This window comes from Pseudomonas sp. P1_F1_2, from assembly GCF_056405815.1.
Map to the genome: position 1 here is coordinate 12575 of NZ_JBFUBK010000010.1, position 23383 is coordinate 35957.

Annotated in this window: 21 protein-coding genes and 1 other RNA gene; 18 read left to right on the forward strand and 4 right to left on the reverse strand. The window is 60.0% G+C overall.

The window, feature by feature from the left end; genetic code table 11:
• Positions 1–114: 114 nt before the first annotated feature.
• The 4 genes from AC1D2P_RS04790 to AC1D2P_RS04805 all read right to left on the reverse strand — a co-directional run bounded on the left by AC1D2P_RS04790 (position 115) and on the right by AC1D2P_RS04805 (position 3561).
• The gene (locus AC1D2P_RS04790) at positions 115–693 is read right to left on the reverse strand and encodes a BON domain-containing protein (RefSeq protein WP_477811326.1); all 579 of its coding nucleotides are present in this window, start codon (positions 691–693) and stop codon (positions 115–117) included.
• Complete coding sequence (locus AC1D2P_RS04795; protein WP_046026706.1) at positions 690–1283, reverse strand: phosphoheptose isomerase; 594 nt, start codon at positions 1281–1283, stop codon at positions 690–692. The genes AC1D2P_RS04790 and AC1D2P_RS04795 overlap by 4 nt, the downstream gene beginning before the upstream one ends.
• Positions 1284–1387: 104 nt before the next feature.
• The gene (locus AC1D2P_RS04800) at positions 1388–1750 is read right to left on the reverse strand and encodes a YraN family protein (protein WP_046026705.1); all 363 of its coding nucleotides are present in this window, start codon (positions 1748–1750) and stop codon (positions 1388–1390) included.
• Positions 1750–3561 (reverse strand): penicillin-binding protein activator, encoded by a 1812-nt coding sequence (locus AC1D2P_RS04805; RefSeq protein ID WP_046026704.1) that lies wholly within the window; start codon positions 3559–3561, stop codon positions 1750–1752. The genes AC1D2P_RS04800 and AC1D2P_RS04805 overlap by 1 nt, the downstream gene beginning before the upstream one ends.
• A 176-nt stretch (positions 3562–3737) precedes the next feature.
• Between AC1D2P_RS04805 and rsmI the strand changes: the two genes are divergently transcribed.
• The 18 genes from rsmI to lpxC all read left to right on the forward strand — a co-directional run bounded on the left by rsmI (position 3738) and on the right by lpxC (position 23232).
• The gene (gene rsmI / locus AC1D2P_RS04810) at positions 3738–4643 is read left to right on the forward strand and encodes a 16S rRNA (cytidine(1402)-2'-O)-methyltransferase (protein WP_177412280.1); all 906 of its coding nucleotides are present in this window, start codon (positions 3738–3740) and stop codon (positions 4641–4643) included.
• A 75-nt stretch (positions 4644–4718) separates the two neighbouring features.
• An RNA gene (rnpB, locus tag AC1D2P_RS04815) (RNase P RNA component class A) lies at positions 4719–5072 on the forward strand.
• A gap of 355 nt (positions 5073–5427) precedes the next feature.
• Entirely contained in the window at positions 5428–5883 is a 456-nt protein-coding gene (gene mraZ, locus AC1D2P_RS04820) for a division/cell wall cluster transcriptional repressor MraZ (RefSeq protein ID WP_008025967.1), read from the forward strand.
• Entirely contained in the window at positions 5880–6827 is a 948-nt protein-coding gene (rsmH, locus tag AC1D2P_RS04825; protein ID WP_408980963.1) for a 16S rRNA (cytosine(1402)-N(4))-methyltransferase RsmH, read from the forward strand. The genes mraZ and rsmH overlap by 4 nt, the downstream gene beginning before the upstream one ends.
• Entirely contained in the window at positions 6824–7117 is a 294-nt protein-coding gene (gene ftsL / locus AC1D2P_RS04830) for a cell division protein FtsL (RefSeq protein ID WP_046026702.1), read from the forward strand. The genes rsmH and ftsL overlap by 4 nt, the downstream gene beginning before the upstream one ends.
• Positions 7117–8856 (forward strand): peptidoglycan D,D-transpeptidase FtsI family protein, encoded by a 1740-nt coding sequence (locus AC1D2P_RS04835; protein ID WP_477758037.1) that lies wholly within the window; start codon positions 7117–7119, stop codon positions 8854–8856. The genes ftsL and AC1D2P_RS04835 overlap by 1 nt, the downstream gene beginning before the upstream one ends.
• A complete protein-coding gene (locus AC1D2P_RS04840) occupies positions 8856–10319 on the forward strand; it encodes a UDP-N-acetylmuramoyl-L-alanyl-D-glutamate--2,6-diaminopimelate ligase (protein WP_046026700.1) in 1464 nt (487 codons plus the stop codon). The genes AC1D2P_RS04835 and AC1D2P_RS04840 overlap by 1 nt, the downstream gene beginning before the upstream one ends.
• Positions 10312–11679, forward strand: coding sequence for a UDP-N-acetylmuramoyl-tripeptide--D-alanyl-D-alanine ligase (locus AC1D2P_RS04845; RefSeq protein WP_109787526.1), 1368 nt, complete (start codon positions 10312–10314; stop codon positions 11677–11679). Before AC1D2P_RS04840 ends, AC1D2P_RS04845 begins: the two co-directional genes overlap by 8 nt.
• Complete coding sequence (gene mraY, locus AC1D2P_RS04850; protein WP_477757963.1) at positions 11679–12761, forward strand: phospho-N-acetylmuramoyl-pentapeptide-transferase; 1083 nt, start codon at positions 11679–11681, stop codon at positions 12759–12761. Before AC1D2P_RS04845 ends, mraY begins: the two co-directional genes overlap by 1 nt.
• A 6-nt stretch (positions 12762–12767) precedes the next feature.
• The gene (gene murD / locus AC1D2P_RS04855; RefSeq protein WP_477757964.1) at positions 12768–14114 is read left to right on the forward strand and encodes a UDP-N-acetylmuramoyl-L-alanine--D-glutamate ligase; all 1347 of its coding nucleotides are present in this window, start codon (positions 12768–12770) and stop codon (positions 14112–14114) included.
• Positions 14111–15328 (forward strand): putative lipid II flippase FtsW, encoded by a 1218-nt coding sequence (gene ftsW / locus AC1D2P_RS04860; RefSeq protein ID WP_046026695.1) that lies wholly within the window; start codon positions 14111–14113, stop codon positions 15326–15328. The genes murD and ftsW overlap by 4 nt, the downstream gene beginning before the upstream one ends.
• Complete coding sequence (gene murG / locus AC1D2P_RS04865; protein ID WP_046026694.1) at positions 15318–16388, forward strand: undecaprenyldiphospho-muramoylpentapeptide beta-N-acetylglucosaminyltransferase; 1071 nt, start codon at positions 15318–15320, stop codon at positions 16386–16388. Before ftsW ends, murG begins: the two co-directional genes overlap by 11 nt.
• A complete protein-coding gene (murC, locus tag AC1D2P_RS04870) occupies positions 16381–17841 on the forward strand; it encodes a UDP-N-acetylmuramate--L-alanine ligase (RefSeq protein WP_109787527.1) in 1461 nt (486 codons plus the stop codon). The genes murG and murC overlap by 8 nt, the downstream gene beginning before the upstream one ends.
• Complete coding sequence (locus tag AC1D2P_RS04875; protein ID WP_109787528.1) at positions 17838–18794, forward strand: D-alanine--D-alanine ligase; 957 nt, start codon at positions 17838–17840, stop codon at positions 18792–18794. Before murC ends, AC1D2P_RS04875 begins: the two co-directional genes overlap by 4 nt.
• 4 nt (positions 18795–18798) lie before the next feature.
• Positions 18799–19668, forward strand: a complete 870-nt coding sequence (locus tag AC1D2P_RS04880; protein ID WP_046026691.1) for a cell division protein FtsQ/DivIB — start codon at positions 18799–18801, stop codon at positions 19666–19668.
• Positions 19669–19683: 15 nt separating this feature from the next.
• Complete coding sequence (gene ftsA / locus AC1D2P_RS04885) at positions 19684–20943, forward strand: cell division protein FtsA (protein WP_109787529.1); 1260 nt, start codon at positions 19684–19686, stop codon at positions 20941–20943.
• A gap of 71 nt (positions 20944–21014) precedes the next feature.
• Entirely contained in the window at positions 21015–22208 is a 1194-nt protein-coding gene (gene ftsZ, locus AC1D2P_RS04890) for a cell division protein FtsZ (RefSeq protein WP_046026689.1), read from the forward strand.
• A gap of 112 nt (positions 22209–22320) precedes the next feature.
• The gene (gene lpxC / locus AC1D2P_RS04895; RefSeq protein ID WP_008060300.1) at positions 22321–23232 is read left to right on the forward strand and encodes a UDP-3-O-acyl-N-acetylglucosamine deacetylase; all 912 of its coding nucleotides are present in this window, start codon (positions 22321–22323) and stop codon (positions 23230–23232) included.
• The last annotated feature ends 151 nt before the right edge of the window (positions 23233–23383 follow it).

The following is a 23383-nucleotide window of genomic DNA, read 5'->3' on the forward strand; positions in this document are numbered from 1 at the left end:
TTGCCGGCGATGGCGATCTTGAAGGCGCTATCGCCAGCAAGCTGTGCTCCTACAGGTTGATGGCGATTTCAAGGGCGCCATTGCCGGCAAGCCGTGCTCCTTGCAGGGTGGATGTCAGTCGATGTACTCAAACAGCTTCACGATCTTCTGTACACCTGAAACGCCTTGTACCAGGTTGGTCGCCTGAGCGGCTTCCTGTTTGGTCAGCAGGCCCAACRGGTAGACGATGCCGTTTTCGGTCACAACCTTGATCCGCGAGCCGGGGATGTTGGCATCGGTGAGCATCTGGGCCTTGATCTTGGTGGTCAGCCACGCGTCGTTCTGGCGGGCCAGCAAAGAGGAGGGCGGCAGAATCTGCAATTCGTTGTGGACGGTTTTTACCCGTTGAACAGCGGCAGCGGCCTGTTCGGCTTTGACCTTGAGGTCTTCGCGAGGTGTCTGCCCGGCGAGTAGCACCACGCCGTTGAAGCTGGTGACGACAATGTGTGAGTCCTTGTCCAGGGCCGGGTCGGCCTTGGCGACGTTTACACCGACTTTGGTATCGATCAGGGAGTCGTCGATTTTGCTGCCGAAGGTGCGTGTGCCACGGTCATCCTCAATCGGCGCTTCACGGCTGGCATTAACCACCGAGGTGCAGCCGCTGATGCCGAGGCACAGGGTCAAGGCCAATAGGCCTAGGCGATTAGGGGTCATTCTTCACTCCCGAACAATTGGCTGTCGATCAAATCGCAAAGGCAATGGATCGCCAGCAGGTGAACTTCCTGAATGCGTGCGGTGACATTGGCCGGTACGCGAATCTCGACGTCTTCGTGCAATAGCAGTGACGCCATGCCGCCACCATCGCGACCGGTCAATGCTACGACAATCATTTCGCGATCATGTGCGGCCTGGATTGCCTGAATTATGTTTGCCGAGTTGCCGCTGGTGGAAATCGCGAGTAATACGTCGCCCGGCTGGCCCAGGGCGCGGATCTGTTTGGAGAAGATTTCGTTGTAGCTGTAGTCGTTGGCAATCGAGGTGATTGTCGAGCTGTCGGTAGTCAGCGCGATGGCTGGCAGGCTCGGGCGTTCACGCTCGAAGCGGTTGAGCAGCTCCGAGGAAAAGTGCTGGGCATCGCCGGCGGAACCGCCGTTGCCGCAGGAAAGCATTTTGCCCTCATTGAGCAGGGCGTTGACCATCACTTGGCTGGCTTGCTCGATGTGCGGTGCAAGTACGTCCATCGCCATTTGCTTGGTGTCGATACTGGCCTGAAAAAGCTGGCGAATTCGGGATTGCATGTCCATCTGTGTGACCTTAATTAGCGCGGCTACTTGGCACATGAATGTGCAGCCCGCAAAGCAAAGAGCAAAAATGTTGGGTAAAGGTGTCCGGTTCGTGACGCATGCGATCAGCTGTCGAAGGCATTCTGCAGCCAGTTCAACTGATCAACGTTGCTGTCGATGGCAATCACGTCGAAGCGGCAAGGGGAATTGGCCCAACGCGACTCGCGCTGAAGAAAATACTGTGCGGCGAAAATCAGTTTCTGCCGTTTGCGCTCATCGATGCTATCGAGCGCGCCACCCCACTGGGTGTTTTTTCTGTAGCGGACTTCAACGAATACTACTGTATCGCCATCAAGCATGACCAGATCAAGCTCGCCACGTTTACACAGCCAGTTCTGTGCCAACAGGCGCAGACCTTGTTGTTGCAGATGCTCGAGCGCATGGCGCTCGGCATCTTTACCGCTTTGCTGGCGTGACCTGTCGGGCATCAGTTCGGGGTGTCCGGCAGGCGTTGAACCTGGCCGTTGACGAACTGGGCCCATGGCAACTGGCGCACGACGCGTTGGTTCGCAGTCATCCCCAGGCTGCCCGACTCACCCGCGATGCGGCTGTCCGGCAAGGCCTTGAGTTGCCCCAGGCGTGGTGCCAGACGGTAAGCATCAACGCCCATGGCGTACAGGCGGCCGAGGCTGCCTGCCGCTTGTGGCCATTGAGCCGTGACCTGTTTGCGCAGTGGATCGTTGGCGTCCAGCAACCACGGGGTTTCGCAGAAGCGGATGCCGTTCATGTCGTTGTACTGATTCACGTCGCCGCTGGCGCTGAACACGTGGGACGTGGCGTAGACAGGGACGTCGCCGGCGTACTGGAAGTTCAGGGTCGGTTTGATCTGCTGGGCCTGTTGCGGTGTGGCGGCCAGGAAGATGAATTCGATGTCCTGACGACGCGAAGGCTGGGCCGCTACCTGCCCGCCGACAGTGCTTTGCAGGCTTTTGGCGCGGCCTTCGCTCTGGCGCAGCTGGAACATGTCAGCGATTTGCTGGGCCAGTTGAACCGGTTGGTCTACGCGCTCGGTGGCGACGATGCTGCCGCCGTTGGCTTGCCAGTCCTGGCTGAAGGCGCGCAGTACACGGTCGCCCCATTCACCTTTCGGCACCATGATGGCGGCGCGATGCAAGCCGTCGGCGCGAGCACGGCGAGACACTTCACGGGCTTCGTCTTCAGCAGCCAGACCAAACTGGAACAGTTGGGCCGGGCCTTGTTCACCTTCGCTGTAATTGAGTGCCAGGGTGGTAATCGGCAATTGCGGGCGAGCGCTGAGTTGTTTAACCAGTGGTTTTTCCAGCGGGCCGATCACCAGTTGCACGCCATCGGCCTGGGCCTTGCGGTAGAACTCGTCCATCGACGTCAGCTTCGAGCTGTCATAAAACTCGATGGCCGGTGGCTTCTGCCCGGATTGTTGGGCCTGGTAGTGAGCCGCCATGAAGCCTTCACGCAACGCTTTGCCGACCGATGCCAGCGGACCGTCTTGTGGCAGCAGCAGGCCGATCTTGTTCAGCGGTTGGCTGGCCAGTTGCTTGAGGTTGGTCAGTGCCAGCGGCAGATGTACGGCGGCCGGGTGTTTCGGGTTCTGGGCGCGCCAGTTATCGATTGCGGCTTGCTGTTGCTCCAGCGTCCCGGCTGTTTTCACAGCCAATGCCAGGCCCATCCAGCCGCCGAGGTCGTCGGAGGTGTTTGGCTGCAATTGGTCGGTAGGCAGGGAGGCAATCAGGGTCCAGATCGCTTCGTGGTTTTTGCTGGCCGCTTCACCACTCAGCATCGGCGCGATGAAAATACGCTCCCGTGCGGCAGCCAGGGTCTGGCCATCCGCTTCAAGGGCGCGGGCGTGAACAGTGCCAGTGCGAACTTGCTGTTCGGCTGGCAGCTCTCCCAGGTATTTCAGGCTCGGATGGCTCAAGGCAGTCAGCGCTGCTTTGGGCTGATTGCGCACCATCGCCAGTTCTGCCGCCAGGGTACTGGCGAAAACTTGTGGGCCTGGCTTGAGTTGCTCGACCGGGACCTGTTGCAGGATTTGCGCGGATTGACCGGCATTCCCCTGACGGTAGGCCTGGTCAGCAGCGCTCAGGCGTAGCAGGGCGGCTTTTTCCGGGTCCTTGCTTTGGTTGGCCTGATCGAGCAGTTGCTCGATGCTGGCATCCGGGGTCCGTGGAAGTTCGCCAAGGCTGGAGGAGGGCGAGCTGGCGCAGGCCGCCAGCAAGGCAGCGAGGCAGAGGGCAGTGAACAGCCGCAGGCAAGCGATCATGTAGTGTTCCTGATACTCGATCAAATTAGCGTGGAATTGTACCCAAGCACTGGCCGGGGCGCGATGTTACTGGCGTGAATCGATCAATTTAGCTCGTGCAAATGTTGCAGCACCGCACAATTGGCAGAAAAAACCGGAAATGGCGAGGCGTATCGCAAGTGTCGCTACGCGCTACAATGTCGCCTTTTACCGATCATGAGGTGTGCGCTTTGACTGCTCCAGGTGCTTTGAATTCCGCTGCTGGCTCGCTTTATGTGGTGGCGACGCCCATCGGCAACCTGGACGACATCAGTGCACGCGCGCTGAAGATCCTGCGCGAGGTCGCGCTGATTGCTGCCGAAGATACGCGCCACTCCCAGCGGTTGATGCAGCATTTCGGCATCTCCACGCCGCTGGCGGCCTGCCACGAACACAATGAGCGAGATGAAGGTAGCCGTTTTATTACGCGTTTGCTGGCCGGCGATGATGTGGCGCTGATTTCGGATGCCGGCACACCGCTGATTTCCGATCCCGGCTATCACTTGGTGCGCCAGGCTCGTGCTGCGGGGATCAATGTGGTGCCGGTCCCGGGAGCGTGCGCGTTGATCGCGGCGTTATCGGCGGCGGGTCTGCCGTCCGACCGTTTTATCTTTGAAGGCTTCCTGCCGGCCAAGGCTGTCGGTCGCCGCGCTCGGCTGGAGCTGGTTAAGGAAGAGCCGCGTACGCTGATTTTCTACGAGGCGCCGCACCGCATCCTTGAATGCCTGCAGGACATGGAATTGGTGTTCGGTGGCGAGCGTCCGGCATTGCTTGCTCGTGAAATCACCAAAACCTTTGAAACCCTTAAAGGTTTGCCATTGGCCGAGTTGCGCGAATTCGTTGAGTCGGACAGCAATCAGCAGCGTGGTGAGTGCGTGGTGCTGGTCGCCGGCTGGACCGTACCCGAGACGGAAGGCGCTGTCAGCAGCGAAGCCATGCGCATCCTCAATCTGCTGCTGGAAGAGATGCCACTCAAGCGTGCCGCGGCATTGGCGGCGCAAATCACCGGCGAGCGCAAAAATGTGTTGTATCAGATCGCGCTGGATCAGCAAAAGGGTGAGTAAAACCCGACGTGCAGGAGTGGCCAAAGGCGTTTAGCGCTTGTTCTTCGGCCGCTCTGCCGTTAACCTTCGCGGCGGAGAGTCGATCGGACAGTCGCTGCCCTCTATGAAAATTAGGGGGGGGAGGAAAGTCCGGGCTCCATAGGGCGAAGTGCCAGGTAATGCCTGGGAGGCGTGAGCCTACGGAAAGTGCCACAGAAAATAACCGCCTAAGCGCTTCGGCGCCGGTAAGGGTGAAAAGGTGCGGTAAGAGCGCACCGCACGTCTGGCAACAGTTCGTGGCTAGGTAAACCCCACTTGGAGCAAGACCAAATAGGGTCCCAAGGCGTGGCCCGCGCTGGGACCGGGTAGGTTGCTAAAGATGTCCAGTGATGGCCATCGTAGACGAATGACTGTTCAAGACAGAACCCGGCTTACAGATCGACTCTCCACCTTTTTTATCCCCCTGTTTGAATCATTGAACAGGGCGCTGGTAGTAGCGTTTTCCCTTCGTACAGAATCGTCAGCAGAAGCGCTTTCGTAATACCGAAAAAATCTTACTCTTAACAAACTACTTTAACTTTCGAACGCAGCCTTCTGTGCTGATTCAAGTTATCGAACAAATTCATCTGTCAGATTCTCGTTCCTCCTCCTTTCCCTCTCCTAAATCTCAGTTCTGTAAGGGTTTTCCTTCAATCCGCGCCTTGACGGTGCGGTGGCCGCATTCCTATAGTGTGCGCAAGTGGCGGAAAGTGGCATGAAGTGGGTTTTTTGAACGTAAAACGCTAAAATTTGGAGAAACGCTGACGTGTTTCGCGGAGCTAACGCTATCAGTCTCGATGCAAAGGGCCGTCTCGCCATGCCGAGCCGGTACCGTGACGAGCTCGTTTCGCGTAGTTCCGGTCAGTTAATCGTCACCATTGATGCCGTTGATCCATGTTTGTGTGTTTACCCACTCGATGAGTGGGAAATAATTGAAACCAAACTGCGCGCACTGCCTTCGCTTCGCGAAGAGAACCGCCGCCTGCAACGTTTACTGATTGGTAATGCCGTCGATCTCGAGCTCGATGGCAGTGGTCGTTTTCTGGTTCCACCGCGTCTTCGTGAATATGCCAGGTTGGATAAGCGCGCGATGCTGGTAGGCCAACTGAACAAGTTCCAATTGTGGGACGAGGATGCCTGGGATGCGGTTTCTGCCGCTGACCTGGCTGCTATTCAACAACCGGGCGCCATGCCTGATGAACTGCGTGATTTGATCCTGTGACTATTGATAGCGGCTTTAACCACATCACCGTACTGCTTGACGAAGCCGTCGAGGCTCTCGCCGTACGTCCTGATGGCTGCTATCTGGATGGCACGTTCGGGCGCGGCGGGCACAGTCGGCTGATCTTGAGTCAGCTGGGGCCTGATGGTCGGTTGCTGGGATTTGATAAAGATCCTCAAGCGATTGCCACCGGGCAGACGCTAGCGGCCGAAGACGGCCGCTTTGTCGTTGTGCAGCGCAGCTTTGCCGAGCTCGGTTCGGAAGTGGCTGATCGCGGTCTGGCCGGCAAGGTCAGCGGCGTTTTGCTCGACCTCGGCGTGTCTTCGCCGCAACTCGACGACCCTGAACGCGGTTTCAGCTTCCTCAATGACGGCCCGCTGGACATGCGCATGGACCCCTCCCGCGGGATCAGCGCTGCCGAATTCGTCAACACCGCGCCGGTGGAAGAAATTGCTCGTGTGTTCAAAGAATATGGCGAAGAGCGTTTCTCCGGCCGCATGGCTCGTGCCGTGGCCGAGCGTCGTGACATCAAGCCGTTCGAGCGCACCGCTGACCTGGCCGAAGTCCTGAAAGTTGCCAACCCTGCGTGGGAAAAAGGCAAGAACCCGGCGACCCGTGCTTTCCAGGGCCTGCGCATTCACGTCAACAACGAATTGGGCGATCTGGAAGCCGGCCTCGAAGCCGCACTGGAATGCCTGGAAGTCGGCGGCCGCCTGGTCGTTATCAGCTTCCATTCGCTGGAAGACCGCATCGTCAAACTGTTCATGCGCAAACTGGTGAAAGGCGAAGCCGACAACCTGCCGCGCAACCTGCCGGTTCGACACGTTGCATTCGAACCGAAAATCAAAGTCCATGGCAAAGCGCAGACGGCCTCCGACGCCGAACTCAAAGCCAACCCACGTTCCCGTAGCGCCGTCATGCGCGTCGCGGAGAAGCTGCGGTGAGCAAGCTGTTCGCCAAGCCACTGCCCGGCGGAAGCTTTTTCATGCTGCTGCTGTTTGTTGGCGTGCTCGTTTCAGCGATCGGCGTGTCGTACAGCGCCCACTGGAACCGTCAGCTGTTGAACTCGTTGTACAACGAGTTGAGCGTGCGCGACAAGGCACAGGCAGAGTGGGGCCGCTTGATTCTCGAGCAAAGCACCTGGACCGCCCACAGCCGTATCGAAGTGCTGGCGAGCGAACAACTGAAGATGCACATTCCTGGCGCGGCTGACGTGAAGATGGTAGCGCCATGATGAAACTCGAAGGCGCAATGTTCCCATGGCGTTTCCGCGTGGTGCTGGGGTTGCTTGGCATCATGGTCGCGGCGATTTCCTGGCGCATCATCGATTTGCAAGTCGTCGACCGTGCCTTCCTCAAGGGGCAGGGTGATGCACGCAGCGTGCGCCATATTCCGATTCCGGCTCACCGTGGCCTGATCACGGATCGTAACGGCGAGCCTCTGGCCGTGAGTACGCCGGTCACTACCTTGTGGGCCAACGCCAAGGAAATGCAGCTGGCCAAAGAGAAGTGGCCTGCACTGGCGGCCGCGCTGGGTCAGGACCCGAAAGCGCTGGCTGAGCGTCTCGAAGCCCAGGCCAATAAAGAATTCATCTATCTGGTGCGCGGGCTGACCCCCGAGCAGGGCCAGTCGGTGCTCGACCTGAAAGTACCGGGCGTCTACGGCATCGAAGAATTCCGGCGTTTCTACCCGGCCGGTGAAGTCACCGCGCACATGGTTGGATTTACCGACATCGATGACCACGGTCGTGAAGGTGTCGAGCTGGCCTATGACGAATGGCTCGCCGGGGTTGCCGGTAAGCGTCAGGTCATCAAGGACCGGCGTGGACGACTGATCAAGGATGTCCAGGTCACCAAAAACGCCAAGGCCGGCAAGCCCTTGGCGTTGTCCATTGATCTGCGCCTGCAATACCTGGCCAACCGTGAACTGCGCAACGCGATCATCGAGAACGGTGCCAAGGCCGGCAGCCTGGTGATCATGGACGTGAAGAGCGGCGAGATCCTTGCCATGGTCAACCAGCCGACCTACAACCCGAACAACCGTCGCAATCTGCAGCCAGCGATGATGCGTAACCGCGCGATGATCGACGTGTTCGAGCCTGGTTCGACCATGAAAGCGATCTCGATGAGCGCCGCGATCGAAACCGGCCGCTGGAAACCAAGCGACACCGTCGAGGTGTATCCGGGCTCCCTGCAGATCGGCAAGTACACCATCAAGGACGTATCGAAGACCGAAGGCCCGGTACTCGACTTGACCGGCATCCTGATCAATTCCAGTAACGTCGGCATGAGTAAGGTCGCGTTCGATATCGGCGGCGAAACCATTTTCCGTCTCGCGCAAAAAGTCGGTCTCGGCCAGGACACCGGCCTCGGCTTCCCGGGCGAGCGCGTCGGCAACCTGCCGAACTACCGCGAATGGCGCAAGGCTGAAACCGCGACACTGTCCTACGGCTACGGTATTTCCGTGACGGCGATTCAGCTGGTTCACGCCTTTTCGGCGTTGGCCAACAACGGTCGCCTCGCGCCTTTGACCCTGATCAAAACCGACAAGGCGCCGCAGACCACGCAAGTGCTGCCAGAGGCTGTGGCAAAAACGATGCAGGGCATGTTGACCCAAGTGATCGAAGCACCGCGCGGCGTATTCCGTGCGCAGGTGCCGGCCTATCACGTGGCTGGCAAGTCGGGTACTGCGCGTAAGACGTCGGTGGGCACCAAAGGCTACGCCGAGAACTCTTACCGTTCGCTGTTCGCCGGCTTCGGCCCGATGAGCGATCCGCGTTATGCAATCGTCGTGGTGATCGATGAACCGACCAAGGCCGGTTATTTCGGCGGTCTGGTGTCGGCGCCGGTGTTCAGCAAAGTGATGTCCGGGACACTGCGCCTGATGAACATCACGCCGGACAACCTGCCGCCGACACAAACCGCGAACGCCACCCCCGTTGTTCCGCTGAAAGCCAATGGAGGGCGCGGCTGATGTCTCTGAGTCTCAACAAGATTTTCGCCCACGCCGGCCGCGATCTATTGATCCGCGAATTGGCGCTCGACAGCCGCAACGTGCGCGCTGGCGACTTGTTTCTCGCTGTTCCTGGCGGGCGTTTCGACGGTCGTGCGCACATCGCCGACGCGCTGCAACGCGGCGCTGCCGCCGTGGCGTATGAAGTCGAAGGCGCGACCGTATTGCCAATCACCGACGTGCCGCTGATTCCGGTCAAAGGCTTGGCGGCGCAGCTGTCGGACATCGCCGGGCGTTTCTATGGCGACCCGAGCCGTCACTTGAATCTGGTGGGCGTGACCGGTACCAATGGTAAAACCAGCGTGACTCAATTGGTTGCCCAGGCGCTCGATCTGCTCGGTCAACACTGCGGCATCGTCGGCACGTTGGGCTCCGGTTTCTACGGGGCGCTGGAAAGCGGCCTGCACACCACACCGAATCCAATCGCCGTACAAGCAACCCTGGCCGACCTGAAAAAGGCCGGCGCCAAAGCGGTTGCCATGGAAGTCTCGTCCCACGGTCTGGATCAGGGCCGTGTGAGCGCGCTGGCCTTCGATGTGGCAGTGATGACCAACCTGTCCCGCGATCACCTCGATTATCACGGCACCATGCAGGCCTACGGCGAAGCCAAGGCCAAGTTGTTTGCGTGGAACGATCTGAAGTGCCGGGTGGTTAACCTCGACGACGCATTCGGACGGCAACTGGCCGCCGAAAAGCGTGAGTCGCGTTTGATCACCTACAGCCTGGAAGACAGCAGCGCCTACCTGTATTGCCGCGAAGCGCAATTCGACGACGAAGGCGTGCGCGCCACATTGGTCACGCCGCAGGGCGAGCACCATTTGCGCAGCACCTTGCTCGGTCGCTTCAACCTGAGCAACGTCCTGGCCGCAGTCGGCGCGTTGCTCGGTCTGGACTATGCGCTGGACGAAATTCTCAACGTTCTGCCGAAGCTTGAAGGCCCCGCCGGTCGCATGCAGCGCCTCGGTGGCGGTACTCAGCCGCTGGTGGTGGTCGATTACGCCCACACCCCGGACGCGCTGGAAAAAGTCCTGATGGCCCTGCGTCCGCACGCCAAGGGTCGCCTGCTGTGCCTGTTCGGCTGCGGCGGTGATCGTGATCGCGGCAAGCGTCCGCTGATGGCCGAAGTGGTCGAGCGCCTGGCCGACGGCGTACTGGTCACCGATGACAACCCACGTACCGAAGACCCGTCAGTGATATTCGATGACATCCGCGCCGGCTTCAAGGCTGTGGATAAAGTGACGTTCGTGGCTGGCCGTGGCCAGGCGATTGCCCAGTTGATCGCTGGCGCTTCAGTGGATGACGTGATTGTCCTGGCCGGTAAAGGTCACGAGGACTATCAGGAAATCAACGGTGAGCGTCACGACTTCTCCGATCTGGTCGAGGCCGATCACGCCCTGACCGCATGGGAGGTGGCGCATGCTTAAAGCCTTGAAACTCAGTGAATTGACCGGCGCGCTGAACGCTCGTCTGATCGCAGCCGATGCCACGTTCGACGGCGTCAGCATCGACAGTCGCGCGATCAAGCCTGGCCAATTGTTTATTGCCCTGACTGGCCCGCGTTTTGACGGTCATGACTATTTGAACGATGTCGCCACCAAGGGCGCTGTCGGTGCATTGGTCGAACGCGAAGTTGCCAACAGTGCGTTGCCGCAATTGCTGGTCAAGGACACCCGTCAGGCACTGGGTCAATTGGGGGCGCTGAACCGTTTGGCGTTCACCAACCCGGTTGCGGCCGTCACCGGCTCAAGTGGCAAGACCACCGTCAAGGAAATGCTCGCCAGCATCCTGCGCACGCGCGGTCCGGTACTGGCCACCCGTGGCAACCTGAACAATGACCTCGGCGTGCCGCTGACCTTGCTTGAATTGGCGCCGGAACACACCGCTGCCGTAATCGAACTCGGTGCTTCGCGTCTTGGCGAAATTGCCTACACCGTAGGCATGACCAAGCCTCACGTGGCCATCCTCAACAATGCCGGGACTGCTCACGTTGGCGAGTTCGGCGGGCCGGAAAAAATCGTTGAAGCCAAAGGCGAAATTATTGAAGGGCTAGAGGCCGATGGCATCGCCGTTCTTAATCTCGACGACAAGGCTTTTGAAATCTGGAAAACCCGCGCTGCCGGTCGCAAAGTGCTGACATTTGCCCTGAGCAACCTCAGTGCCGACTTCTACGCCAGCGACCTGGACCGCGATGCTCGCGGTTGCCCGGCGTTCAACCTGCACACGCCTGAAGGGGTGGAGCGCGTTCAACTGAACCTGCTCGGCACCCATAACGTTGCCAACGCCATGGCCGCCGCCGCCGCTGCTCATGCCTTGGGCGTGTCGTTGTCGGGCATCGCCGCCGGCCTGGGCGCCGTGCAACCGGTCAAGGGGCGCACCGTTGCGCAACTGGCCACCAACGGCATGCGCGTAATTGACGACACGTACAACGCAAACCCGACCTCCATGTGCGCCGCCGTTGATATACTCGCCGGCTTTTCCGGCCGCACCGTCCTGGTGCTCGGGGATATCGGCGAGTTGGGCGATTGGGCAGAGCAGGGGCACCGTGATGTGGGCGAATACGCCCGCGGCAAGGTGTCCGCGCTGTATGCCGTCGGCCCCAACATGGTTCACGCCGTAAACGCTTTCGGTCCACAGGCCTTTCACTTCAGCACTCAGGCTGAGCTGATCAAGGCCCTGGGCGCCGAGCAAGACACCAACACCACCATTTTGATCAAGGGCTCGCGCAGCGCTGCGATGGAAAACATCGTCGCCGCATTGTGCGGGTCCAGTCTGGAGAAACATTAATGCTGCTGCTGCTAGCGGAGTATCTGCAACAGTTCTACAAAGGCTTCGCGGTCTTTCAGTACCTGACCCTGCGCGGGATTCTCGGTGTGCTGACCGCGCTGGTCTTGTCGCTGTGCTATGGCCCATGGATGATCCGCACGTTGCAGAACCGTCAAATCGGTCAATCCGTTCGCAATGATGGCCCGCAGTCGCACCTGTCCAAGTCGGGTACACCGACCATGGGCGGCGCGCTGATTCTGTCGTCCATCGGTGTCAGCACCTTGCTTTGGGCCGACCTGAGCAACCGTTATGTCTGGACGGTGCTGCTGGTGACGTTGCTGTTCGGCGCGATCGGCTGGGTCGACGACTACCGCAAAGTGATCGAGAAGAACTCCCGTGGCTTGCCGAGCCGCTGGAAGTATTTCTGGCAGTCGGTGTTTGGCCTGGGCGCAGCCATCTTCCTTTATATGACCGCTGCTACACCGGTGGAAACCACCCTGATCCTGCCGATGCTCAAGGATTACAGTATTCCGTTGGGTGCAGGCTTCATCATCCTGACCTACTTCGTGATTGTCGGTTCGAGCAACGCGGTCAACCTGACCGACGGTCTCGACGGCCTGGCAATCATGCCGACCGTGATGGTTGGTGGTGGTCTGGGGATCTTCTGCTACCTCTCGGGTAACGTGAAATTCGCTGAATACCTGCTGATCCCTTATGTACCGGGCGCGGGCGAATTGATTGTGTTCTGCGGCGCCCTGATCGGTGCGGGCCTCGGCTTCCTGTGGTTCAACACCTACCCGGCACAGGTTTTCATGGGTGACGTCGGCGCGCTGGCGCTGGGCGCGGCCCTGGGCACCATCGCGGTGATCGTCCGTCAGGAAATCGTCCTGTTCATCATGGGCGGTGTGTTCGTCATGGAAACCCTGTCCGTCGTCATCCAGGTTGCGTCTTTCAAGTTGACCGGTCGCCGCGTGTTCCGCATGGCACCGATCCATCACCACTTTGAACTCAAGGGCTGGCCTGAGCCGCGCGTGATCGTCCGTTTCTGGATCATCACCGTGATTCTCGTGCTGGTTGGCCTTGCCACCCTGAAGCTGAGGTAGAAACTCGTGTCTCTGATCGCTTCTGACCACTTCCGCATCGTTGTCGGCCTCGGCAAGAGCGGCATGTCCCTGGTTCGCTTCCTGGCGAACCGGGGCACGTCGTTTGCTGTCGCCGATACGCGGGAAAATCCACCGGAACTGGCCACGCTCAAGCGTGACTATCCGCACGTGGAAGTGCGTTGTGGCGAACTGGACGTCGAGTTCCTCTGCCGTGCCGACGAGCTCTACGTGAGTCCCGGCCTGGCGCTGGCGACCCCGGCCCTGCAAGCCGCCGCCGCCCGTGGTGTGAAATTGTCCGGCGACATCGAACTGTTCGCGCGTAACGCGAAGGCGCCGATCGTGGCCATCAGCGGTTCCAACGCCAAAAGCACCGTCACCACGCTGGTCGGAGAGATGGCGGCTGCGGCGGGCAAGCGCGTTGCCGTCGGCGGCAATCTTGGTACGCCGGCACTGGACCTGCTCAGCGATGACATCGAGCTGTACGTGATGGAACTGTCGAGCTTCCAGCTCGAAACTACCGATCAGCTCAACGCCGAAGTGGCGACCGTGCTCAACGTCAGCGAAGACCACATGGACCGTTACAGCGGTCTGCCGGCCTATCACCTGGCCAAGCACCGGATCTTCCGTGGCGCCAAACAGTTTGTAGTGAACCGTCAGGATGCCCTGAGCCGTCCGTTGATGGGTGAGGGCCAGCCGTGCTGGACCTTCGGTCTGAGCAAGCCTGATTTCAAGGCCTTCGGTATCCGCGAAGAAGACGGCGAGAAATACCTGTCGTTCGAATTCCAGAACCTGATGCCGGTGCGCGAGTTGAAAATTCGTGGCGCCCATAACCAGTCCAACGCCCTGGCGGCATTGGCGCTGGGCCACGCTGTCGGTCTGCCATTCGACGCCATGCTGACGGCCCTGCGCAGCTTTGCCGGCCTCGAACATCGCTGCCAGTGGGTCCGTGACCTGGATGGCGTCGGCTATTACAACGATTCCAAAGCCACCAACGTTGGCGCCGCCCTGGCTGCCATCGAAGGCCTGGGTGCGGACATCGAAGGCAAGATCGTGCTGATCGCCGGTGGCGACGGCAAGGGCGCCGAGTTCAATGACCTGCGTGATCCGGTGGCGGCCAACTGCCGCGCCGTGATCCTGATGGGCCGTGATTCCGACAAGATCGGCGAGGCCATCGGCGATGCCGTGCCGCTGATCCGCGTTGGCTCGCTGATTGAAGCCGTGGAGCAATGCCGCGCTGCTGCCCATCCCGGTGATGTGGTGCTGCTGTCGCCGGCCTGCGCCAGTTTCGACATGTTCAAGAACTACGAAGACCGTGGTCACCAGTTCGTCCAAGCCGTGGAGGAACTGGCATGAGCCTGTTGAACATCATCAAGCCTTACCCGTCGCCAATCATCACCGGGCGCGGTATCGACCTCGATTTCCCGATGCTTGCCGGTTGCCTGGCGTTGATCGGCCTGGGGCTGGTGATGATTGCATCGGCATCGACCGAAGTGGGGGCGGTGCAGTCGGGCAGTGCGCTGTATTACATGATTCGCCACCTTATCTACGTGGTGTTGGGTCTGGGGGCCTGCGTCATCACCATGATGATTCCGATCGCCACCTGGCAACGCCTGGGCTGGCTGATGCTGCTGGGTGCGTTCGGTTTGCTGGTGATGGTGATCGTTCCGGGGATCGGCCGTGAAGTGAACGGTTCGATGCGCTGGATCGGCTTCAGTTTCTTCAACGTTCAGCCTTCCGAGATCGCCAAGGTGTTCGTGGTGATCTATCTCGCCGGCTATCTGGTGCGTCGCCAGAAAGAAGTGCGTGAAAGCTGGATGGGCTTCTTCAAGCCGTTCATCGTGCTGCTGCCCATGGCAGGGCTGTTGCTGATGGAGCCGGACTTCGGTGCCACCGTCGTGATGATGGGGGCGGCGGCGGCCATGCTGTTCCTGGGCGGGGTTGGGCTGTTCCGGTTTTCCTTGATGGTGGTGCTGGCCGTCGCGGCGGTGGTGCTGTTGATTCAAGTGCAGCCCTATCGAATGGCGCGCCTGACCAACTTTGCCGACCCGTGGGCCGACCAGTTCGGTGCTGGCTACCAGTTGTCGCAAGCATTGATCGCGTTTGGTCGCGGCGAGTGGTTTGGCGTTGGCCTGGGCAACAGCGTGCAGAAACAGTTCTACCTGCCGGAAGCTCACACCGACTTCGTGTTCTCGGTACTGGCTGAAGAACTGGGCGCCGTCGGTTCGCTGTGCACCGTGGCCCTGTTCGTCTTTGTTTGTATTCGTGGCATGTACATCGGTTATTGGGCCGAGAAGGCCAAGCAATTCTTCGCCGCCTACATCGCGTATGGCTTGTCGTTCCTGTGGATTGGTCAGTTCCTGATCAACATCGGTGTGAACGTCGGCCTGCTGCCGACCAAAGGCCTGACGCTACCATTCCTCAGCTATGGCGGTAGCTCGCTGGTGATTTGCTGTGCCTGTCTCGGCTTGTTGCTGCGCATCGAGTGGGAGAGTCGAACCCACCTGGGCAGTGAAGAGATGGAGTTCCATGAGAGCGACTTCGCCGAGGAGCCACCCCATGGGCGCTAACGTATTGATCATGGCGGGCGGCACCGGGGGCCACGTGTTCCCTGCGCTGGCGTGCGCTCACGAATTCCAGGCCCGCGGTTACACCGTGCATTGGCTCGGGACACCCCGCGGTATCGAGAACGACCTGGTGCCACTGGCCGGGATCGAACTGCACCGCATCAACGCCAGCGGCTTGCGCGGCAAGGGCAAATTGTCCCTGCTCAAGGCCCCGTTCATGTTGCTCAAATCCGTCTGGCAGGCGCGGGCGATCATTCGCCAGTTGCGGCCAGTGTGCGTGGTCGGCTTCGGTGGTTATGTGACCGGTCCTGGTGGTGTTGCCGCCAAACTGGCCGGCGTGCCGGTGATCGTTCACGAACAGAACGCTGTGGCCGGTACCGCCAATCGGTTGCTGGTGCCGTTGGCCGCCCGGGTCTGTGAAGCGTTCCCCGACACCTTTACCCTGTCGGACAGCCGTCGGACCACCGGTAACCCGGTGCGCACCGAGCTGTTCCTCGAAACGGCACGACCTGCCCTGGCCGGTCGCAAGGCGCGTTTGCTGATCCTGGGTGGAAGCCTGGGCGCAGAACCGTTGAACAAATTGCTGCCTGAAGCCCTGTCGCAAGTCGCCCCCGACCTGCGTCCGGAAGTGTTCCATCAGGCCGGCAAAAACCATGATGAAGTGACTGCAGAGCGCTATCGCGCGGCTGGCGTCGAGGCACAAGTGCAGCCTTTCATCAAAGACATGGCCCAAGCCTATGGCTGGGCCGACCTGGTGGTGTGTCGCGCAGGTGCGCTGACCATCAGTGAGCTGGCCGCCGCCGGTCTGCCCTCGATGCTGGTGCCATTGCCCCACGCGATCGACGATCACCAGACCCGCAACGCCGATTATTTGGCCCGTGAAGGCGCTGCCTTCCTGATGCCGCAAAGAACGACTGGCGCAGCGGATCTTGCCGCTCGCCTGACAGAGGTCCTGATGCAACCACAACGACTCAACGATATGGCCACGGCCGCACGCCGCCTGGCCAAACCCGATGCCACCCGTAACGTGGTCGATACCTGCCTGGAGGTGGCCCATGGTTGAGAATCAGAAAGCCATGCCGCAACCGGAAATGCGCCGCATCCGTAAAATCCACTTCGTCGGTATCGGCGGTGTGGGCATGTGCGGGATTGCCGAAGTGTTGTTGAACCTGGGCTACGACGTGTCCGGTTCCGACTTGAAAGCCTCGCCGGTCACCGAGCGCCTGGAATCTTTCGGCGCGCAGATCTTCATCGGTCACCGCGCCGAAAACGCTGCCGCTGCCGATGTGCTGGTGGTGTCGAGCGCCGTCAACACCTCCAACCCGGAAGTCGCGACCGCGCTGGAACGCCGTATTCCGGTGGTGCCGCGCGCCGAAATGCTGGCCGAACTGATGCGCTACCGTCACGGCATCGCCGTCGCTGGTACGCACGGCAAAACCACCACCACCAGCCTGATCGCTTCGGTGTTCGCGGCCGGTGGCCTGGACCCGACGTTCGTCATCGGTGGTCGTCTGAATGCCGCGGGCACCAATGCCCAGCTCGGCACCAGCCGCTACCTGATTGCCGAAGCCGACGAAAGCGACGCCAGTTTCCTGCACTTGCAGCCGCTGGTGGCCGTGGTCACCAACATCGACGCCGACCACATGGCGACCTACGACGGTGACTTCAACAAGCTGAAGAAAACCTTCGTCGAGTTCCTCCACAACCTGCCGTTCTACGGTCTGGCCGTGGTGTGCCTGGACGATCCGGTGGTGCGTGAAATCCTCCCGCTGGTCAAACGTCCGACCGTTACCTACGGCTTCGGCGATGACTGCGACGTGCGCGCCATCAATGTGCGTCAGCAAGGCATGCAGACGTTCTTCACGGTTCTGCGCCCTGATTGTGAGCCGCTCGATGTGTCGGTGAACATGCCGGGCAACCACAACGTATTGAACGCGCTGGCCACCATTTGCATCGCCACTGACGAGGGCGTCAGCGATGAAGCCATCGTCCAGGGCCTGTCCGGGTTCCAGGGTGTCGGCCGACGCTTCCAGGTCTACGGCGAACTGCCGGTCGAAGACGGTAGCGTGATGCTGGTCGACGACTACGGTCACCACCCGACCGAAGTCGCCGCTGTGATCAAAGCCGTACGCGGTGGCTGGCCGGAGCGCCGTTTGGTGATGGTTTACCAGCCGCACCGTTACAGCCGCACCCGCGATCTGTACGACGACTTCGTCAATGTGCTGGCCGACGCCAATGTTCTGTTGCTGATGGAAGTTTATCCGGCCGGCGAAGAGCCGATTCCGGGTGCTGACAGCCGCAAGCTGTGCAACAGCATTCGTCAGCGCGGGCAGTTGGACCCGATCTACATCGAGCGCGGTGTCGACCTCGCGCCAGTGGTCAAGCCGCTGCTGCGAGCCGGCGACATCCTGCTGTGCCAGGGCGCCGGTGATATCGGTGGTCTCGCACCAAAACTGTTGAACAGTCCGTTGTTCGCTGGCGCTGTTGCTGCGCCAAGCGTGGGGAAGTTGAAATGACTGCTGCTTACGCCAACCTCGTCTCCACCGTCGCGCCGAAAGATTTCGGCCGTGTCGCCGTGCTGTTCGGTGGCAAGAGTGCCGAGCGGGAAGTCTCGCTGAAGTCAGGTAACGCGGTACTCGCCGCACTGCAAAGTGCCGGTGTGGATGCGTTTGGCCTCGACGTCGGCGATGACCTGCTGCAGCGTTTGCTCAACGAAAAGATCGACCGCGCCTTCGTCATCCTCCACGGTCGTGGCGGTGAAGACGGCAGCATGCAGGGCCTGCTCGAATGCCTGGGCATTCCCTACACCGGTAGCGGCATTCTTGCTTCGGCGCTGGCCATGGACAAGCTGCGCACCAAGCAGGTTTGGCACAGCCTGGGTATTCCAACACCGCGTCATGCCGTCTTGAGCAGCGAGGCCGATTGTATTTCGGCTGCGACGGAACTGGGCTTCCCTTTGATCGTCAAACCGGCCCATGAAGGTTCAAGTATCGGTATGGCCAAAGTGAGTTCCGCGTCTGAATTGATCGACGCCTGGAAAGCGGCCAGTACCTACGATTCGCAAGTGTTGGTCGAGCAATGGATCCACGGTCCGGAGTTCACCATCGCCACCCTGCGTGACCAGGTGTTGCCTCCGATTGCCTTGGGCACGACGCACAGCTTCTACGACTACGACGCCAAGTACATCGCCAACGATACCCAGTACCGCATTCCGTGCGGGCTGGACAGCACCAAGGAAAAAGAACTCATGGACCTCACGGCGAAAGCCTGCGAGGCGCTGGGTATCGCCGGTTGGGGCAGGGCAGACGTGATGCAGGATGCCGACGGGCAGTTCTGGTTCCTGGAAGTGAACACGGCGCCGGGCATGACCGATCACAGTCTGGTGCCGATGGCGGCCCGTGCCGCCGGTCTGGATTTCCAGCAACTGGTTCTGGCCATCCTGGCAGCCAGTTTCGAGGTAAGAGGTTAAGACCATGCAAGGCGCGCAGCTAAGACATCAGCCCCCTCCAGCACCCGGCCGCAAGCCGGTGCCTCGGGGTGCCAGCCGAATGGTGGCCAAAGAGCCGATGTCTATGCGCCTGCCGAAAGCCAATTTTGGTTTTCTCAAGGCCTTGTTCTGGCCGGTGCTGTTGGTTGCACTGGGGTTTGGCACTTACGAAGGCGCGCAGCGTTTGCTGCCGTACGCCGACCGGCCGATCACCAAGATCAACGTGCAAGGCGATTTGAGCTACATCAGCCAGCAAGCGGTGCAGCAGCGGATTGCCCCGTACGTGGCGTCGAGCTTCTTCACGATCGACCTGGAGAGCATGCGTACCGAGCTTGAAACCATGCCATGGATTGCCCACGCCGAAGTGCGCAGGGTGTGGCCGGATCAAGTGGTGATCCGCCTCGAAGAACAACTGCCGGTGGCCCGCTGGGGTGATGAATCGCTGTTGAACAACCAGGGGCAGGCGTTCACGCCGCGCGAGCTGGCGAACTACGAACATTTGCCACAGCTGTTCGGCCCACAACGGGCTCAACAGCAGGTCATGCAGCAATACCAGGTGCTGAGCCAGTTGCTCAGGCCGCTGGGCTTCTCGATTGCACGCCTGGAATTGCGTGAACGAGGCAGCTGGTTCCTGACCACCGGCGCTGGCAGTGCCGGTCCCGGGATCGAACTGCTGCTGGGGCGCGGCAACCTGGTGGAAAAGATGCGCCGTTTTATCGCCATCTACGACAAGACGCTTAAAGAACAGATTACGAACATTGCGCGCATCGATCTGCGCTACGCCAACGGCCTCGCTGTTGGCTGGCGGGAACCTGTAGCGCCCACGACAGCCCAACCCGCTGTCGCGAAGAATTAAGAAGAGGCAGGACCCATGGCAAACGTGCAAAGCGGCAAAATGATCGTCGGTCTCGATATCGGCACCTCCAAGGTGGTGGCGCTGGTGGGCGAGGTTGCGGACGACGGCTCGCTCGTAATCGTCGGGATCGGTACGCATCCGTCCCGTGGCCTGAAGAAAGGCGTGGTGGTGAACATCGAGTCCACCGTGCAGTCGATCCAGCGGGCTATCGAAGAAGCGCAGCTGATGGCCGGTTGCCGCATTCACTCGGCATTTGTCGGCGTGGCCGGCAATCATATCCGCAGCCTGAACTCCCACGGCATCGTCGCCATTCGCGATCGCGAAGTCAGCTCGGCCGACCTTGAGCGCGTCCTCGACGCAGCCCAGGCCGTGGCGATCCCGGCTGACCAGCGCGTGCTGCACACCCTGCCGCAGGATTATGTGATCGATAACCAGGAAGGCGTTCGTGAGCCACTGGGCATGTCCGGCGTACGTCTGGAAGCCAAGGTCCACGTGGTCACCTGTGCCGTCAACGCTGCACAGAACATTGAAAAATGCGTGCGCCGCTGCGGCCTGGAAATCGACGACATCATTCTCGAACAACTGGCTTCTGCGTATTCGGTCCTGACCGATGACGAGAAAGAGCTGGGCGTGTGCCTGGTCGACATCGGCGGCGGTACCACCGACATCGCCATCTTCACCGAAGGCGCGATCCGTCACACCGCCGTGATCCCGATTGCGGGCGATCAGGTGACCAACGACATCGCCATGGCGTTGCGCACCCCGACCCAGTACGCCGAAGAAATCAAGATTCGCTACGCCTGCGCCCTGGCCAAACTGGCCGGTGCCGGTGAAACCATCAAGGTTCCAAGCGTTGGCGACCGTCCACCGCGCGAGCTGTCCCGCCAGGCCCTGGCCGAAGTGGTCGAGCCGCGTTACGACGAGCTGTTCACGCTGATCCAGGCCGAACTGCGCCGCAGCGGCTACGAAGACCTGATCCCGGCCGGCATCGTGCTGACCGGCGGTACGTCGAAGATGGAAGGCGCTACCGAGCTGGCGGAGGAAATCTTCCACATGCCGGTCCGCCTGGGCGTGCCGCATGGCGTGAAGGGCCTGGACGACGTGGTCCGCAACCCGATTTATTCCACTGGCGTTGGCCTGTTGATGTACGGCCTGCAAAAGCAGTCCGACGGGATTTCGTTCTCGGGCATCAGCAGCCGCGACAACTACAGCAATGACGAACCGAAAGCCGCCTTGCTCGATCGCATCAAGAGCTGGGTACAAGGCAACTTCTAAAGATTTACCGCAGCACCGTTGTAGATACAGGCAGTAGGCGAAAAAACTAGAGAATGCAAAGGAGAGGGAAAATGTTCGAACTCGTAGACAACATCCCCGCAAGCCCGGTTATTAAAGTTATCGGTGTTGGCGGTGGCGGCGGAAACGCCGTGAATCATATGGTCAAGAGCAACATTGAAGGCGTTGAATTCATCTGCGCCAACACTGATGCCCAGGCGCTGAAATCCATCGGCGCGCGGACCATCCTGCAACTGGGTACCGGCGTGACCAAAGGTCTGGGCGCTGGCGCCAACCCTGAAGTAGGTCGTCAGGCCGCTCTCGAAGACCGTGAGCGCATTGCCGAAGTCCTGCAGGGCACCAACATGGTGTTCATCACCACTGGCATGGGCGGCGGTACCGGTACCGGTGCTGCGCCAATCATTGCTGAAGTGGCCAAGGAAATGGGGATCCTCACCGTTGCGGTGGTGACCCGTCCGTTCCCGTTCGAAGGTCGCAAGCGCATGCAGATCGCCGACGAAGGCATCCGCCTGCTGTCGGAAAGCGTTGACTCGCTGATCACCATTCCGAACGAGAAACTGCTGACCATCCTTGGCAAGGACGCAAGCCTGCTGTCCGCATTCGCCAAGGCTGACGATGTGCTGGCCGGTGCCGTTCGCGGTATCTCTGACATCATCAAGCGCCCGGGCATGATCAACGTCGACTTTGCCGACGTGCGCACCGTGATGAGCGAAATGGGCATGGCGATGATGGGCACTGGCTGCGCCAGCGGTCCGAACCGTGCACGCGAGGCCACCGAAGCGGCCATTCGCAACCCGTTGCTCGAAGACGTGAACCTGCAAGGTGCACGCGGCATCCTGGTGAACATCACCGCCGGTCCTGACCTGTCCCTGGGTGAGTACTCCGACGTGGGTAGCATCATCGAAGCCTTCGCTTCCGAGCACGCGATGGTCAAGGTCGGTACCGTTATCGATCCGGACATGCGCGACGAGCTGCACGTGACTGTGGTTGCCACAGGTCTGGGCGCAAAAATCGAGAAGCCTGTGAAGGTCATCGACAACACCGTTCACACCTCGATGGCCGCGCAGCCGCAACAATCGGCGCCCGCTCGTCAGGATCAACCGGCGGTAAACTACCGTGACCTGGACCGTCCGACCGTCATGCGCAACCAGGCTCAGGCCGGTGCTGCGACTGCCGCGAAGATGAATCCGCAAGATGATCTGGACTACCTGGACATCCCGGCTTTCCTGCGTCGTCAGGCTGATTGATGGAATGTATCAGGGCTATGAAGTTGATTGGTGTTCAGCAAAGGTCTGGTCTGCTATTATCGCCAGCCTTTGTTGATACCAGTTCGCAATTTGCGCTGAAGCGGCCCAAGCCATGATTAAACAACGCACACTGAAAAATATTATCCGTGCCACAGGTGTAGGCCTGCACTCCGGGGAAAAGGTTTACCTGACCCTCAAGCCCGCGCCTATCGACACCGGCATTGTGTTTTGTCGTGCTGACCTCGATCCTGTGGTGCAGATTCCTGCTCGCGCAGAAAACGTTGGCGAAACCACTATGTCGACCACACTGGTTAACGGTGACGTCAAAGTGGACACGGTGGAGCACTTGCTCTCGGCCATGGCTGGCCTGGGCATCGATAACGCCTACGTCGAGCTCTCCGCGTCCGAAGTACCGATCATGGATGGTAGCGCCGGACCTTTCGTATTCCTGATTCAGTCGGCCGGCCTGGAAGAACAGGACGCAGCCAAGAAGTTCATCCGGATCCTGCGTGAAGTGACAGTGGAAGATGGCGACAAGCGCGCCACTTTCGTCCCTTTCGAAGGTTTCAAAGTGAGCTTCGAGATCGATTTCGATCACCCGGTTTTCCGTGACCGCACACAAAGTGCAAGCGTGGATTTTTCCAGCACTTCGTTCGTAAAAGAAGTCAGCCGCGCCCGTACCTTTGGTTTCATGAGTGACATCGAGTACCTGCGCAAGCACAACCTCGCACTCGGCGGCAGCGTTGAAAACGCTATTGTGGTCGACGCGGATGGTGTACTGAACGAAGACGGCCTTCGCTATGAAGACGAATTCGTGAAGCACAAGATCCTCGATGCAATTGGTGACCTCTACCTGCTGGGCAATAGCCTGATTGGTGAGTTCAAGGGCTTCAAGTCCGGACATGCATTGAACAACCAGCTGCTGCGCAAGTTGATTGAGCAGACAGATGCTTGGGAAGTCGTGACTTTCGAAGACGCCAGCACTGCACCGATCTCTTACATGCGTCCAGTCGCGGCCGTGTAAGCAAAAAACCTCTCTAGTTTTTAAAGGCTACCTTCGGGTGGCCTTTTTTTATGCCCTTGGGAAAGTAATGCGATGTTCGTTCCGGCCTCATCGCGGGCAAGCCCGGCTCCCACAGGTTATTTGGAGAGGCACAGATTTAGGTCCGACGCAT